Annotated in this window: 16 protein-coding genes; 13 read left to right on the top strand and 3 right to left on the bottom strand. The window is 38.3% G+C overall.

Features of this window, described 5'->3' with window-relative positions:
* Positions 1-5: 5 nt before the first annotated feature.
* Positions 6-386, bottom strand: a complete 381-nt coding sequence (locus F886_RS14995; protein WP_003650739.1) for a hypothetical protein — start codon at positions 384-386, stop codon at positions 6-8.
* A 209-nt stretch (positions 387-595) separates the two neighbouring features.
* Between F886_RS14995 and F886_RS14990 the strand changes: the two genes are divergently transcribed.
* From F886_RS14990 to F886_RS14935, 12 genes are all read left to right on the top strand, one after another.
* Entirely contained in the window at positions 596-1171 is a 576-nt protein-coding gene (locus F886_RS14990; protein ID WP_005306986.1) for a nitroreductase family protein, read from the top strand.
* A 34-nt stretch (positions 1172-1205) separates the two neighbouring features.
* Positions 1206-2279, top strand: coding sequence for an NAD(P)H-dependent glycerol-3-phosphate dehydrogenase (locus F886_RS14985; RefSeq protein ID WP_005306983.1), 1074 nt, complete (start codon positions 1206-1208; stop codon positions 2277-2279).
* Between the two features lie 56 nt (positions 2280-2335).
* Positions 2336-2791 (top strand): SixA phosphatase family protein, encoded by a 456-nt coding sequence (locus F886_RS14980; RefSeq protein WP_004791265.1) that lies wholly within the window; start codon positions 2336-2338, stop codon positions 2789-2791.
* 23 nt (positions 2792-2814) lie between these two features.
* A complete protein-coding gene (gspL, locus tag F886_RS14975; RefSeq protein ID WP_005306979.1) occupies positions 2815-3954 on the top strand; it encodes a type II secretion system protein GspL in 1140 nt (379 codons plus the stop codon).
* On the top strand, positions 3954-4433 hold the full coding sequence (gene gspM / locus F886_RS14970) for a type II secretion system protein GspM (RefSeq protein ID WP_005306976.1): 480 nt from the start codon (positions 3954-3956) through the stop codon (positions 4431-4433). The genes gspL and gspM overlap by 1 nt, the downstream gene beginning before the upstream one ends.
* An 89-nt stretch (positions 4434-4522) precedes the next feature.
* Entirely contained in the window at positions 4523-5527 is a 1005-nt protein-coding gene (locus tag F886_RS14965) for a quinone-dependent dihydroorotate dehydrogenase (protein ID WP_005306972.1), read from the top strand.
* 6 nt (positions 5528-5533) lie between these two features.
* The gene (locus tag F886_RS14960; RefSeq protein ID WP_005306969.1) at positions 5534-6121 is read left to right on the top strand and encodes a CvpA family protein; all 588 of its coding nucleotides are present in this window, start codon (positions 5534-5536) and stop codon (positions 6119-6121) included.
* 25 nt (positions 6122-6146) lie between these two features.
* Positions 6147-7688: an amidophosphoribosyltransferase gene (gene purF / locus F886_RS14955; protein WP_005306965.1), complete on the top strand. Its 1542-nt coding sequence runs from the start codon at positions 6147-6149 to the stop codon at positions 7686-7688.
* A gap of 78 nt (positions 7689-7766) precedes the next feature.
* Complete coding sequence (locus tag F886_RS14950; RefSeq protein ID WP_005306963.1) at positions 7767-9656, top strand: M48 family metalloprotease; 1890 nt, start codon at positions 7767-7769, stop codon at positions 9654-9656.
* A gap of 100 nt (positions 9657-9756) precedes the next feature.
* Positions 9757-10404 carry a hypothetical protein gene (locus tag F886_RS14945; RefSeq protein WP_005306961.1) on the top strand — a complete coding sequence of 216 codons (648 nt, stop codon included), beginning with the start codon at positions 9757-9759 and terminating at the stop codon, positions 10402-10404.
* An 11-nt stretch (positions 10405-10415) separates the two neighbouring features.
* Positions 10416-11381, top strand: coding sequence for a 2-hydroxyacid dehydrogenase (locus F886_RS14940; protein WP_005306958.1), 966 nt, complete (start codon positions 10416-10418; stop codon positions 11379-11381).
* 142 nt (positions 11382-11523) lie between these two features.
* The gene (locus tag F886_RS14935) at positions 11524-12951 is read left to right on the top strand and encodes a M48 family metalloprotease (RefSeq protein WP_081399123.1); all 1428 of its coding nucleotides are present in this window, start codon (positions 11524-11526) and stop codon (positions 12949-12951) included.
* Positions 12952-13040: 89 nt separating this feature from the next.
* Here the strand turns inward: F886_RS14935 and F886_RS14930 are convergent, their stop codons facing one another.
* Positions 13041-13487, bottom strand: coding sequence for a GatB/YqeY domain-containing protein (locus tag F886_RS14930; RefSeq protein ID WP_004791284.1), 447 nt, complete (start codon positions 13485-13487; stop codon positions 13041-13043).
* Positions 13488-13512: 25 nt separating this feature from the next.
* Positions 13513-13728, bottom strand: coding sequence for a 30S ribosomal protein S21 (gene rpsU / locus F886_RS14925; RefSeq protein ID WP_001136722.1), 216 nt, complete (start codon positions 13726-13728; stop codon positions 13513-13515).
* Between the two features lie 145 nt (positions 13729-13873).
* On the opposite strand from rpsU, the gene tsaD reads away from it, so the two are divergent.
* Positions 13874-14884 (top strand): tRNA (adenosine(37)-N6)-threonylcarbamoyltransferase complex transferase subunit TsaD, encoded by a 1011-nt coding sequence (tsaD, locus tag F886_RS14920; RefSeq protein WP_005306952.1) that lies wholly within the window; start codon positions 13874-13876, stop codon positions 14882-14884.
* Positions 14885-14886 lie beyond the last annotated feature (2 nt).

Below are 14886 nucleotides of genomic sequence, written 5' to 3'. Positions count from 1 at the left end.
TTTGATTAATTAATTTTACAATAGAACGTAAGGGTTGTTTGATAATCATCATCTTTTGCAAGTGATGCATTTTTTCCAGTTAAAGTGCCAATTACACCAGCCGCTGCTTCAACCATTTGGCCAGTTTTTTCGCTTACAACATCTTTTAATACACCGTTGTATGTTGTTTTTTCATCTACTACAACAGGGCTGGTGCTTTTTGAACAAGTTTTTTGAGCGGCAGTAATCGCATTATTTTTTGCAATTAGATTCGTTTTACCAATACCTGTGACTTCAAATTGATTATTTTCTTTTTGAACTGCCAAAGTGTTCTTAGGCGTAGTGGCACAAGCACCTAGCAATAAAACAACACTACTCAACGCACTCGCTAAAATTATTTTTTTCATGTTTCACCTAATATCATTAATCGTCAAAAGATCTCACTATTTGAACACAAGTTTTCTAATTGATTTTGAAGACGTTGTATAAGTTTTGATGTTTTGTCTTAAAAAAATGTCAAAGCACGAACTCGTTATTTTTATGTTCTAGATACAATGGTGGATTATCTGTAGATTATGCTAATCTATTTTGAATTTTTTGAGTTAGATCAATATTAATGGCGGATTCAGCAATACAGATAATTCATCAGAATATTCACCAACGTCAATCTATTGGTCAATTGATTGAGCCTGCTCCAAATGCAGATCAATTAGAGTTGGCTTTTCAAGCTGCGTTAACTGCTCCTGACCACCATAGACTTAAACCAACACGTTTTGTCGTTATCGAAGCTGACCAACGTGGTGCTTTTGGTGAAGTTTTAGCAAAAGCTTTAGCCGATTTAGGTGAAACCGACTCAGCACAGCTTGAGCGAGTGAAGCAACATCCTTTCCGCGCGCCTTTACTCATTTTGGCGCTTACGCAGCTGCAAGATCACCCTAAAGTTCCACATTTTGAACAGATTTTAAGTACTGGAGCTGCTGTACAAAATCTTTTATTGTCTTTACAGGTTCAAGGTTTTTCTACCATGTGGCGTAGTGGGGCTGTTGTCGAGTCAAACTGGTTAAAACAGCATTTAGGATTGCAACCGCATGATTTAATCTCAGGTATTATTTATGTGGGTACAGCAGCTAAAGCGATTGCACCGCGTGCAGATATTGAAAGTAAAGAATTCGTAAAAGTTTGGCAGGCATAAAAGTCTGTAGAAGTAAGAAATAGGATAATAAAGCATGACTGAATTTAAGTTTACAGATTTAGTGGAACCTGTTGCGGTCGATAAAAAAACAGCATTACGTATTACTGTTTTAGGTGGAGGCAGTTTTGGTACGGCAATGGCGAATTTAGCTGCACGTAATGGCTGTGACACCATGATCTGGATTCGTGATGCTGATACAGCTGAAGAAATCAATAAAACCCATATTAATAAACGTTATTTGCCAGACTTTGTTTTAGAGTCCTCATTACGTGCTGTGTCTGACCTTGAACAAGCAGTATGTGATCGAGATATTATTTTAGTGGCTATTCCTAGCCATTCATTTCGTGATGTCTTAAAACAAATTGCTCCTTTTATTACTGCACAAGCGATTGTCTCTCTAACCAAGGGTGTGGAGGCTAAAACTTTTAGCTTTATGAGCGATATTATTCGTGAAGAATTGCCAGAAGTTCCTTATGGGGTATTGTCTGGACCAAATCTCGCTAAGGAGATTATGGCGGGAATGCCATCTGGTACTGTTATTGCCAGTGATTCTGAACTCGTTCGTTATGCTGTACAGCATGCTCTGCATAGTGCGTTATTCCGAGTTTTTGGTAGTGATGATGTGCATGGTGTTGAACTGGGTGGAGCACTTAAAAATATTTATGCCGTTGCAATGGGAATTGGTGCAGCTTATAAAATTGGTGAAAACACCAAGAGTATGATTTTAACGCGTGCTTTGGCCGAGATGAGCCGTTTTGCAGTTAAACAGGGGGCAAATCCATTAACGTTCTTAGGTTTATCTGGCGTTGGTGACCTATTTGCAACCTGTAATAGTCCATTAAGCCGTAATTATCAAATTGGTTATGCTTTGGGTTCAGGTAAAACACTTGACCAAGCGAGTAAAGAATTGGGGCAAACCGCTGAAGGAATTAATACGATTGTTCAGGTACGCGGTAAAGCAGAAGAACTAGACGTATATATGCCAATTACCAATGCTTTATATGAAGTTATCTTTGAGGGGGCGCCTCCTTTAAATATTGCCTTATCTCTCATGAAAAATGGGCACCGTAGTGATGTTGAGTTTGTTTTACCTCATCATGAAGTCTGAAGAAGAAATGTCATAAATTACGGTTATAATGCAAGAATTATTAACAAGGAATATTTATGCAACTGACATTAGTTCGTCATGGGGAAGCTGCTCCTCCAGTAAATGGTAATGATACTAAACGTCCACTTACTGCTCGTGGGCATGCTCAAGCTGAACAGACAGCAACATTTTTAAAAGATATTGTTAAGCCTGATATTTTTGTAGTGAGTCCATTATTGCGTGCTCAAGAAACATTAGCGCATATTCAAACTTATTTTAAAGATGTTCCCGTGCTGTTATGCGATAAAATTAAACCGGACGATAATGCGAAAGAGGCGGTTGAGTGGTTGTCTCAGGTTCCGTATGAGTCAATTGTAGTCGTGTGTCATATGAATGTAGTAGGGCATATTGCTGAACTACTGACTCATGAAAACTTTAATCCATTTGCACTTGCCGAAGCTCGAATTTATGATCAGGCTGTGATTGCTACTGGTTTATCAACACAAAAAAATAGTTTTGTACCCACAATATAATTAAAAAGGTCATTTAGCCCATTATGCTGTATTTATGGATGCCTGAAACCAATGGAATATGGCATTGGTCTAACGGAGAAAACTGGTTGCAGGCAGCAAGTCTTGATCAATTAATACAAGATCTGCAACTACATCAAGGAAAAGAAGCTGTCATCTTTTTCCCTAGTCGCCATGCTCAGGTACTCCAGCAGCACATGGCAAAGTCTCATTACAAGCAACTCGGGGCAGATGGTGTTAAATATTTGCTTGAAGAATTTGTGACTTTGCCGATTGATCATATGAAAGTGGTTCACCATTTTCATGCTGATCAATTGACCGTATTAGGAGTAGCAAAAACAACAGTAGAAACATGGCAACATGCAATGGCTTTGCTGCCTATTAAGCTCGTTGCTTTATTGCCAGACTTTTTAATTTTACCGGAACCTCAAGATCAGCAAGTAGTCTTATGTAATATTGACCAGAAATTACTTGTGCGTGAAAGTAAATGGGTCGGTAATTCGCTAGATGATCTGGGATTATTTTTAGAGTTCCAGCCGGTTGAAACACATTATCAATATAGTGGTTTGACATCAGAGCAATTAGAGAGCTTGATGGCAGCATCAAGTGCTGAGCAGCGTTCAGAATTTATTTATCAATTCCAGGCTTTAGATAAACCTAAACAGCATCCTTTTAATGTTCTACCTAAAGCTAAAGGGCAAGAGCAAACGGTCTCGGGTTATTGGAAAGCATGTGCTGCCGTTATTTTAGCAATTATAGTGGTTCAGTTTAGCTATGACTTGTTGCGCTGGGTAAAGTTAAAAAATGTGGCTAATCAAACCGCTGAGCAGACGATAGAGCAATATAAATATTGGTTTGGTTCTTCTAGTCGTGTGAATGAGCAGAACATAAAAAGCCAATTTGAAAGTCATTTACGCATGAGTAAGCAAGGTGATACACAAGCACTTTCTTTATTGAGTCGTGTTGGGCCTATTTTAATGCAAAGACAAATTTTAGCTCAGCAGTTAAATTATGATGCATCAATATTAACAATGGCATTAAAAGCAAAGTCGGCAGATGATTTGCAAGCTTTAACTCAGCAACTTAACCAGCAGGGATTCAAAGCAGAGCTCGGTAATGTTCAAGCCGATGGCGGTGGGGCAATAGGTGTGGTGAAAATACAATAATGAAAATGATAACTCAATTGCAAAACCGCTTTGATCAGTGGGTTGAACAGATCGTTCAATATTTGGATCGCTTAACTGTACGTGAACGTATTATGGTGGTCTTTACTACAATCTTTGTCGTTGTGGCTATTGTAGGAGCATCACTTTGGAAAATGCATTCTTTGGCAGAGCAGCAACAGCAACGATTAAATGATTTAAAAGATTTGATGGTATGGATGCAGAGCAATGCGGTTACCATGAAACCCGCAAATGAACTTGAGTTGGGTCAATCGGAAAAAATACAACGTGTAGCTCAGCAGCAAGGCTTAACGGTCACTTCTCAACAAAATGGTGAGCAGTTACAAATTATTGTTACTCATCAGAATTATGCAATTTTAGCGAACTTTTTAACCCAACTTGCACAAATGGGCTTAAGTATTCAAAAAATGGAAATGGTTTCAATTGACGGACAGATTAAATTAACAGCGACGGTTCAATAACATATTAAAATATGGTGTTCTTAAGCATGGTGTTTTGTGCTGCCTGTGCCTATAATATGCCTACCTAAAATCAGTAGACTGTGATTGGTATGTTATATTCACTTGCTCGCCCGATGTTGTTTAGTTTAGCACCAGAGCGTGCCCATGAATTAACATTATCTATGCTTGATAAAGCACATAAGTTCGGCCTACTACGTCAAAGCGTAGAATCAAAACCAATAACCTGTATGGGAATTGAATTTCCAAATCCGGTAGGTTTGGCGGCTGGACTTGATAAGAATGGTGCACATATTGATTCTTTAGCCGGACTGGGTTTCGGTTTTATTGAAATTGGAACAATTACACCGCGTCCTCAGTCGGGTAATCCACAACCGCGATTGTTCCGTATTCCTGAAGCTAAAGCCATTATTAACCGCATGGGTTTTAATAATGATGGTGTTGATAAGCTTGTTGAGAACGTTAAAGCTTCAAAATTTAAAGGAATTCTAGGCATTAACATTGGTAAGAATGCAGATACGCCTGTAGAAAAGGCTGTTGATGATTACCTGATTTGTCTTGAGAAAGTTTATAACTACGCTTCTTATGTTACTGTTAATATCTCATCTCCAAATACTAAGAACTTAAGAAGTTTACAAAGTGGCGATGCATTAACTGAATTATTGCAAACATTAAAAGAAAGACAACTTGAGCTTGCCGAGCAATATAACCATTATGTTCCTTTGGTTTTAAAAGTTGCACCTGATTTAACAGCTGAAGATGTTGAGTTTATTGCAGCACAATTATTGCAATTTAAGATTGATGGTTTAATCGTTACCAATACGACTTTATCTAGAGACGGTGTGGAAAACCTTCCTAATGGTAACGAATCGGGTGGATTATCAGGTGCGCCTGTTTTTGAAAAAAGTACCGAATGCTTACGTTTGTTTGCCCAAACGTTAAAAGGACAAATCCCGTTGATTGGCGTGGGTGGAATTTTGTCGGGTGAACAAGCAGCAGTCAAACAGCAAGCTGGAGCAACATTAGTACAAATCTATAGCGGATTGATTTACACCGGTCCTATATTAGTAAAACAATGTGTTGCAGCCATGACTTAAGTGAATATGAACACAATTGATATCATTATTCTGATACTTTTGCTCATTGGGGGGCTAAACGGTTTGCGACAAGGATTTATCAAAGCCTTTGCGAACTTGGTAGGATGGATCATTGCATTAATTATGGGTGCAAAATATGCTGTCCTTCTTGCGCCGTCCATGTCTGGTTTGAGTCATGATCCGGTTGTTCAAAAAATTGCAGCTTTTGCATTTATAGCACTTCTGATCATTGTTTTAACATGGATCGTCACTGCATTTTTAAATGGCCTCTTGAAAAGTCTGAAATTGGGGCCATTAAATCGTTTAGCAGGTGGTGCTTTTGGTTCCTTAAAGGGCTTGTTGGTTGTGTTGATTACAATGCAAGGCGTTGGGCCTTGGGTTGAGAGTTCACCAAGCTGGAAACAGTCCGTACTTATACAATTTTTACTGCCTTATGCACCTTTAGCAACTGAATTGTCCAAAGATGCTGCAAGTGAGGCATTTCATCAAATAACATCTGGAGGTAGTGCATCAAGCACCCCTTCAAAACCAATGGACGAATCGGAAGATTTAGAAAACCGATCCGACCATTCGACAAAGAATCCTTTTTATTAATTCCTAGCTTGTCTGCGAGGTTGCTATGTGTGGAGTTGTTGGTATAGCCGGTAAATCGCCAGTGAACCAAATGTTGTTTGATGCTTTAACGATGTTGCAACATCGTGGGCAAGATGCAGCTGGAATAGTAACCTGCCATGAAGGCCGTCTTTTCCTTCGTAAGGATAACGGTATGGTGCGTGATGTTTTTCATACTCGTCATATGAGAGCATTACTTGGTAATTATGGTATTGGCCATGTACGTTACCCAACTGCTGGTTCTGCTAGCAGTGCTGAAGCACAACCATTTTATGTGAACTCACCTTACGGTATTACGCTTGCACATAATGGTAATTTAACCAATGCCGAAGATATTCATGATGACCTGTTTAAAACAGATTTACGTCATATGAATACGGACTCTGACTCAGAAGTTCTTTTGAACGTATTCGCGCATGAGTTGCAAAAGAACGGTACTTTAAATCCTACACCAGATGATATCTTTCACACAGTTTCTCGTGTACACGAGCGCTGTCTAGGTGCATATGGCGTAGTGGCAATGATTACTGGTCATGGTTTGGTTGGTTTCCGCGATCCAAACGGTATTCGCCCATTGATTTATGGTTCACGTATGACTGAAAAAGGCGAGATGGAATATATCATCGCTTCTGAATCAGTTGCTATTACAGCACTTGGTTTTAAAATTGAGCGTGATATTGAACCAGGTGAAGCAATTTTCATCAATTCAGATGGTGAATTGTTCTCAAGACAATGTGCAGCTAATCCAAAATACCGTCCATGTATTTTTGAATATGTTTATTTTGCACGTCCTGATGCCATTATTGATGGAATTTCAGTTTATAAAGCTCGTTTAAAAATGGGTGAAAAACTTGCCCACAAAATTTTACGTGACTGGGGTGAGGACCATGATATTGATGTGGTTATTCCAATTCCGGATACGAGCCGTACTTCAGCATTAGAACTTGCAAATATTCTAGGTGTGAAGTTCCGTGAAGGTTTTATGAAAAACCGTTATATCGGTCGTACCTTCATTATGCCAGGTCAGCAACAACGAAAAAAATCAGTACGTCAGAAATTAAACCCTGTAGAACTTGAGTTTAAAGGTAAGAATGTTTTACTGGTTGATGACTCAATTGTACGTGGTACAACCTGTAATGAAATTATCCAGATGGCACGTGATTCTGGTGCAAAAAAAGTATACTTTGCGTCAGCAGCACCAAAAGTGATGTATCCAAACGTTTATGGTATTGATATGCCTGCTAAAGCTGAGCTTATTGCTTCAGAACGCAGTGTAGAAGAGATCCAGGAAATTATTGGTGCTGATCGTTTAGTTTTCCAAGAATTGGAAGACTTGAAAAATGCTGTACGTACTAGCAAGGTACCTGATCTAACTGAGTTTGATTGCTCTGTGTTTGATGGCGTTTATGTAACAGGTGATATTGATGGTGCTTATCTAAATAATTTGGAGCAGAAGCGTAATGATTCTGCTAAAAAGAAAAAAGATGGCTACATTGATGTGAATGTTGATGCTGCTTCTGTAGATTTAACAGGCATTAAAGAAGAATAGAAATAGCTGAAAAAAGCGGGTGTTTCCCGCTTTTTTCTTTTATGATGAAAACTAACAATGTAATTGGGAATATTTACATTGAAAGAAGTAAGCCACTATCTAATCGAAAATAAGAATATGGCATGGTCCATCACTATGTGTTTGGTTGCTGTGCTGCTTACTATTTTTATCTTAAATTTAATTTTAGGTTTACTCGTTCATTTTTTTGATTATAGTCAGCCCATCTGGTGGCACACCTTAAGTCCTTATTTCGTCGCGCTATTACTTTTTATTATGGTTTGGTCGGTAGTTACTGAACTTTATATCTTGCGTAAAGGTGGACATTCTTTAGCAAAACAACTGAAAGCGCGTCGTTTAGTAAAAGAAGAAAGTACACCAGAAGAGCTTGAAGCATTAAAAATTACTGAATATTTGGCGCAAAATTTTTCACTTAAAGTTCCAACCTTATATGTTTTACCTGATGAAGTAGGCGTAAATGCACTTACGGCAGGTTTTCACCCTAAAGATATTGTGATCATTTTGACATGGGGAGCTTTGCAAAATCTGGATAAACTTGAATTATATGGTTTGTTAGGTCATGAGTTTAATCAAATTTTATCAGGTGAGGCTGTTGAGAATACTAAATTAAAGATTTTATATAGTGGATTAACGACATTTAGTCAGTGGGGTAGTAAATTAGCGAAACAAGGTTTTAAGCGCTACAGTCCAGGTTATAAACATAAATTTGAAACAGTCTTTGTTGCAGTGGGTGGTGTTATTTGGCTAGCTGGAAGCCTAGGCGTATTAATTACCCGATTTATTAAATATTTAACTTTAAGTGGGCGCACATTCCGTAATGATCAAAAAACGGTACGATTATTAAAAAATAGTGCTAATACGCAGACTTTGTTGCGTATTTATGTTCACCATTCTGGCTCACAAATTCATAGTGCCTATTCTGAATCAATCGCGCATATGTGTTTTGCTAACTCACTGAGTCCGCAAAGTTGGATGAATATTCACCCAAGTATTCGTGAACGTATTTATGAGTTAAATCCGACTTTGCTACAAGATTTACAATTAGAAAATTTAAAAAAGCTTCGCAATCGTCCGTTATTTAGTTTATTTCATTTTTTAGAAGAATCTGAAAAAGAAATTTATGTTCCATGGTCATCTCCACAGCCTTTGCCTTTATTAAGATTATCACCCATTAGTTTTGCATTAAATGATGCCATTAAGCCTCTTAGTAGTGATGTGCGTCGCAATAAAAAGCGTCCTGAGCTAATTCAGCGTGCACTACAAACTGCTACGGGTTCCCGCGAGGTAATGGTCGCTATTTTGATGATTCGCCAATATCGAGAATTCATCCCTAAAGATGCACCAGTTAGCCATGCCATTATTGATGCTTTATTAAATCTTGATGGGCGTATCCATATTCAGATATTTCATGATGCTTGTAAAAACATTGGGCATATGCCGGCAAGTATTGCGCGACAATTTCTAACAAAACTAGCGCTTATTATTCAAGAAGATGGTGAGATTGGTTTGCTAGATGCGCTTTTGCTGGAGCGGGTTAAATATGAGTTGAATTTAATGCCGTTACATTTGCCAACAGCATTTGAAGAAGTAAAACCTCAAATTGTTCGTTTAATTGATGCCTTGCTTCATGTCCAGCAAATTAATAGTCCAAATCAGTTAGAAGTACGTGAACGTATTTTGCGTTCGCTACTTAATCCAGATGAAATGTATGTCTATGATGAGATTTCAGACGAGCCTTTAGATTTGGCTGAAATTTTAAATGACATTGCAGGTTTGTTATTGCGTGACCGTCTTAGTATTCTTGCGATTGCAGAAATGTGCTTGTGGAGTGATCGTATTATCACACAAGACGAACTAGATGTACTTGAATTACTTTATTGGCGATTTGGCTTTGAGACAGAAGAAATTGTTGAGCAAATGCAAAAAAGAAATAGTGTGATGATTATTTAAAAGACATCTACGATTATAAAAACAGCTGAACGAAATAAAACACTGAAAAAAAAACTCAAGCCCGTTAGAATGTAGCTTAAGCAGAGGTATTGATTTAAACATGATTGGGCAGCAAAGAAATATATTGGCGACTTTAGGAATTGATGTATGGATTCCTAAGACACAGGCGTGCCAAAAAAATAATGCTCAAAGCCTTTGGCGAGATCATGTTGTAGAAGAACCAGAACCGATCATATTACCCTCTGTAGAACCCATAGTTCTTGAGCGGCCTAAAAAGCCACAAATTAACGATATTCCAAAAGTTGAACCTGAAATTGTGGCGCCTGTTTCAATACAGGCTCAACCCGTTATAGAACCTCACAATCATGTGCAAGCACCTGCCATTAAAATTGCATCATTTGAGTTGCAGGCTTTTTCTCTTGAAAAATGTGTTATTTTTTTAGATGTTACAAATTTAAGTGAAGAAGAAAAACAGCTTTGGAATAACATACAAAAAGCGAAAATAGGGCAGTATGCTGAACTAAAATGGCCTTTTCCTTTAGCTGCGTATCAAGATCAGCGGGGAGCTGGTTCATATATACAAGGCTTCTTGGATGCTGTTGCAGCAGATAAAAAGATCTTATGTCTTGGTGAATGTTCTTATATTCAGCATGCCAATATCATCCATTTAGCAAGTTTAAAAGAAATGCTGGAGAAACCACTCCTTAAAAAAAGGTTGTGGAAATTAATGCAAGATAACAACGAGTAGTAGGGATTTACATGAAAAAAGTTGTAGTTTTTAGCCAAATTGATGAAGAAATTTTGTCTCGATTACAACAGGATTATCATGTTGTAGTTCTTAACCCAAAATTGGGTGATATTAATGAACAAATAAGACAACACGTTGTAGATGCTGATGGGATGATTGGTGCGGGGCGAGTACTGAATGAAAAAAATCTTGCGCCTGCTCAAAAACTAAAAATTATTTCATCTGTAACGGTAGGCTATGACAATTATGATGTGGCTTATTTAAACCAAAGAAAAATCTGGTTAGCAAATACCCCCCATGTTTTAACTGAAACAACAGCTGATCTTGCTTTTACATTATTACTAAGTGCTGCTAGAAAAGTACCTTTTCTGGATCATTGGACTAAACAAGGTGAATGGAAAAGAACGGTAGGGCCTCAGCAGTTCGGTTTAGATGTTTTTGGAAAGACATTAGGTATTATTGGACTTGGCAATATTGGTGCTGCAATTGCACGTCGTGGTTTTTATGGATTTAACATGAATATTGTTTACCATAATCGTCGTGAAAAGCCTGAATTGGCTGAGCCATTAAATGCAGAATATCTTGGTCTGGATCAATTGCTACAGCAGTCTGATTTTGTAGTCACTGCAGTTGATTTAAATAATGAATCGAAAGCCTTAATGGGTAAAGCGCAGTTTGAGCTTATGCAAAAACACGCTATTTTTATTAATATTGCCCGTGGTTCAGTAGTTGATGAGCAAGCTTTAATTGAAGCTTTACAGCAAAATCAGATCTTTGCTGCTGGCTTAGATGTGTATGAAAAAGAACCTTTACAAGATTCGGGTCTTTTTAAATTGCCGAATGTAGTGACTTTGCCTCATGTGGGATCGGCTACTGCTGAAACCCGTAAAAAAATGGCAAATCTTGCTTATAGAAATTTGGTTGAAGCTTTAGAGGATAAAACACCTAGATATTTGGTAAACCAAAACTTTATATAAGTGATTAATAACACTTCATTGCAAAACTAGTCGATTTCGAGTGATATAGTAAAAGTCTATTGATTGAAAACCAATTTTTGTGGTTTACATCAATAGGCTTTTTTTATGGTTTAATTTTAATAGAGAAAAACTTTTGAGATTTTTGCCAGTTATTTTAAGTGCGACTTTTATAGCAAATGCTTCGTATGCACAGTCTTTCGACCCTCAGCCATCTGCGAATCAGGTGGAAATTCCAAATATTGGAAGTGGAATAGGCTTGCTTGATCAACAAAAAGAAAAATTTATTGGTGAAAAAGTTTTCCGTGAAGTTCATAAACAAATGCCCGTTATCCAAGATATCTGGCTCGAAGACCAATTTTTTCAAGTATTTTCAAGTATTTTAAGTGAGACTCAACTTGGTCAACCTATTGGTCTAGTTGTTATTAAAGATCCACAAATCAATGCATTTGCTGTTCCGGGCGGTCTATTTGCGCTTAATACAGGACTTATTGCTTCAGCTCGCAATATTGATGAAATTGCTGGGGTGATGGCGCATGAAATTGCACACGTATCACAAAGACATTTTAGTCGTTCAGAGGAAGCCTTTAAGGGACAAACGTTATTAAGTTTAGCTGGGCTTTTAGCAGGTGTGGCCATAGCTGCACAGGGTGGCGGAGATGCAGGAGCAGCAGTGATGTTGGGAACGCAGGCTGCATTAATGGATAGCCAGTTAACATACAGTCGAAATCAGGAGCGTGAAGCTGACCGTATTGGCATGCAATATATGTATGCAGCGGGTTATAACCCGCAAAGTATGGCAGACTATTTTGAAACAATGCATCGTGCGACTAGTCGGGTAAGTTTTTTACCAGATTTCTGGCTGACCCATCCATTAACGACTGAGCGCATGAGTGAGGCCCGACTTCGTGCGAACCAGATGCCTAAAGTCAAAAATCGCATATATGATGCTGATTTTGAAATTTTAAAATGGTACACAATGGTAGTTTCAAATCAGGCTACCGAAAACCAACTACAGAGTTTAGCCTCACAAAAAAATATTGCGGGTCTTATTGCTTTGGCAGCTTTTTATGTAAAACAAGGTGATTATGCACAGGCGCAGTCTACTTTAGATCAAGTCAAATCTAGTGGAAAACCTCTTGTTACACTCTTGCAGACCGATATTTATCTGGGGCAAAACAAGTTAGATCAAGCCTATACTTCAATTGCTTCTACACAAATGACTATGCCTGAAAATAGGGCTTTTAGTTATAAGTTGGCTGAAGTGTTGCTGCGGCAAGGAAAATTTTCACAGGTTCAAACTCTTATTCAACGGTTTATCAATAAAAACCCAAGAGATATCCAAGGTTGGCAATTTTTGCAGCAGGCTGCTAATTTGGACAAGACAGGACCATTGAGAGCAGTCAATGTTTTACGCTATCGAGCAGAAGCTGAATATTGGTCGGGGAGTGAAGAGAATGCGATTAAATCGATGTTGCATGCTCAGCGATTAGCAAAAGACAATCAAGCAATGTCGGCTAGAATAGACAGTAGATTGAAACAAATGCAAGATGAGCGAAGAATGAAAATTTGAAATATATCTTTCAAAAAATTTAAATATATAAACACGCCCAAACTAAAAGAAGCTTTGGTTTGAGGGAATATAAAATTTAAGAGAAGAGATTAAGCTAATTTAGCTTTAATTTTTGCTGAAACTACAGAAGGATCGGCACGCCCGGCTATGATCGGACGTAGAGAATTCATCACCTTACCCATATCTTTCATGCTAGTTGCTTCTTGAGCAGAAATCGTTTGCTCAATGAGAGAATCAAGCTCTTCCTCAGTCATAGCTTCTGGTAGAAACTGAGATAAAATCTCAGCTTCGGCTTGTTCTTTACTAGCTAAATCATCACGACCAGCACCTTCAAAGGCTTTGATCGATTCTTTACGTTGTTTAATTTGCTTTTCAATGACCGCAAGAACCTGAGCGTCGCCAAGCTCTATGCGCTCATCGACTTCGATTTGCTTAATTGCTGCTTGTAGACTACGCAAAACCGTCACTGTTGCCATATCTTTGGCACGCATAGAAGTTTTTAATGCATCAGTAATTTGGTTTTTTAAAGTAGTCATAATTCAGCAGTCAATCACAAATTAATTAGTAAAGGCGAGTAGTACGTACAGATTCGCGAGCCAATTTCTTTTGGTAGCGTTTAACTGCAGCAGCTTTTTTGCGCTTACGTTCTTGAGTTGGTTTTTCGTAGAATTCACGTTTACGAACGTCAGCTAAAACACCAGCTTTTTCGCATGAACGTTTGAAACGACGGATAGCTACGTCAACTGGTTCGCCTTCTTTCAACTTAACTTGTGGCATGTAAAATCCTCTAGATTATGGATAAGATCAAGCACACTATTGTGCCGGATCACAAGTGAAGGTCAGTATTTTACTCATTTACAACTCATATCACAAGTCTATAATAGCGATTGCAATATTTTGACTCATATAAAAGGCAGTTTTGATGATTGTTTTAGGCTTGGAAACTTCTTGTGATGAAACAGGGTTGGCACTTTATGATAGCGAACTCGGCTTGCGGGGACAGGTTCTTTATAGTCAAATTAAACTTCATGCCGAATATGGTGGAGTAGTACCTGAACTTGCTTCTCGAGACCATGTTCGAAAATTAATTCCCTTAATGAATCAATTGCTTGAGCAAAGTGGTGTAACAAAACAAGAGATTGATGCTGTTGCTTATACACGTGGTCCTGGCTTAATGGGAGCCTTAATGACAGGGGCTTTATTTGGAAGAACTTTAGCTTTTTCTTTAAATAAACCTGCCATTGGTGTTCACCATATGGAGGGGCATATGTTGGCACCTTTACTCTCAAGTCAACCGCCTGAATTTCCATTTGTTGCTTTATTGGTTTCAGGTGGGCATACACAATTAATGGCAGCTCACGGTATTGGTCAATATGAACTTTTGGGTGAATCTATTGATGATGCAGCTGGAGAAGCCTTTGATAAAGTTGCAAAAATGATGAGTTTGCCATACCCGGGTGGTCCTAATATTGCGAAATTGGCTTTAAGTGGTAATCCATTAGCGTTTGAATTTCCACGACCAATGCTTCACCAAGGTCTAGATTTTTCTTTTAGTGGTTTAAAAACAGCTGTTTCTGTGCAATTGAAAAAATTGAATGGTGAAAACAGAGATGCTGACATTGCTGCGTCATTCCAAGAAGCAATTGTAGATACCTTGGTAAAAAAATCAGTAAAAGCCTTAAAGCAAACTGGACTTAAGCGTCTAGTTATTGCAGGTGGAGTAAGCGCTAATTTACGATTACGTGAACAGTTGGAAACTTCATTGGCTAAAATTAAGGCACAAGTTTATTACGCAGAACCTGCTCTTTGTACTGATAATGGGGCAATGATTGCTTTTGCAGGTTATCAACGTTTAAAAGCAGGCCAGCATGATGGTTTGGCTGTAACCACAACACCACGTTGGCCAATGACTGAGTTGTCTATTCCTGAGTAAAA

The sequence above is a fragment of the Acinetobacter sp. NIPH 542 genome, assembly GCF_000369825.1.
GTDB lineage: Bacteria > Pseudomonadota > Gammaproteobacteria > Pseudomonadales > Moraxellaceae > Acinetobacter > Acinetobacter oleivorans.
Note: the sequence above shows the minus strand (reverse complement) of the source record. Positions and strands in the feature narration are given on the sequence as shown.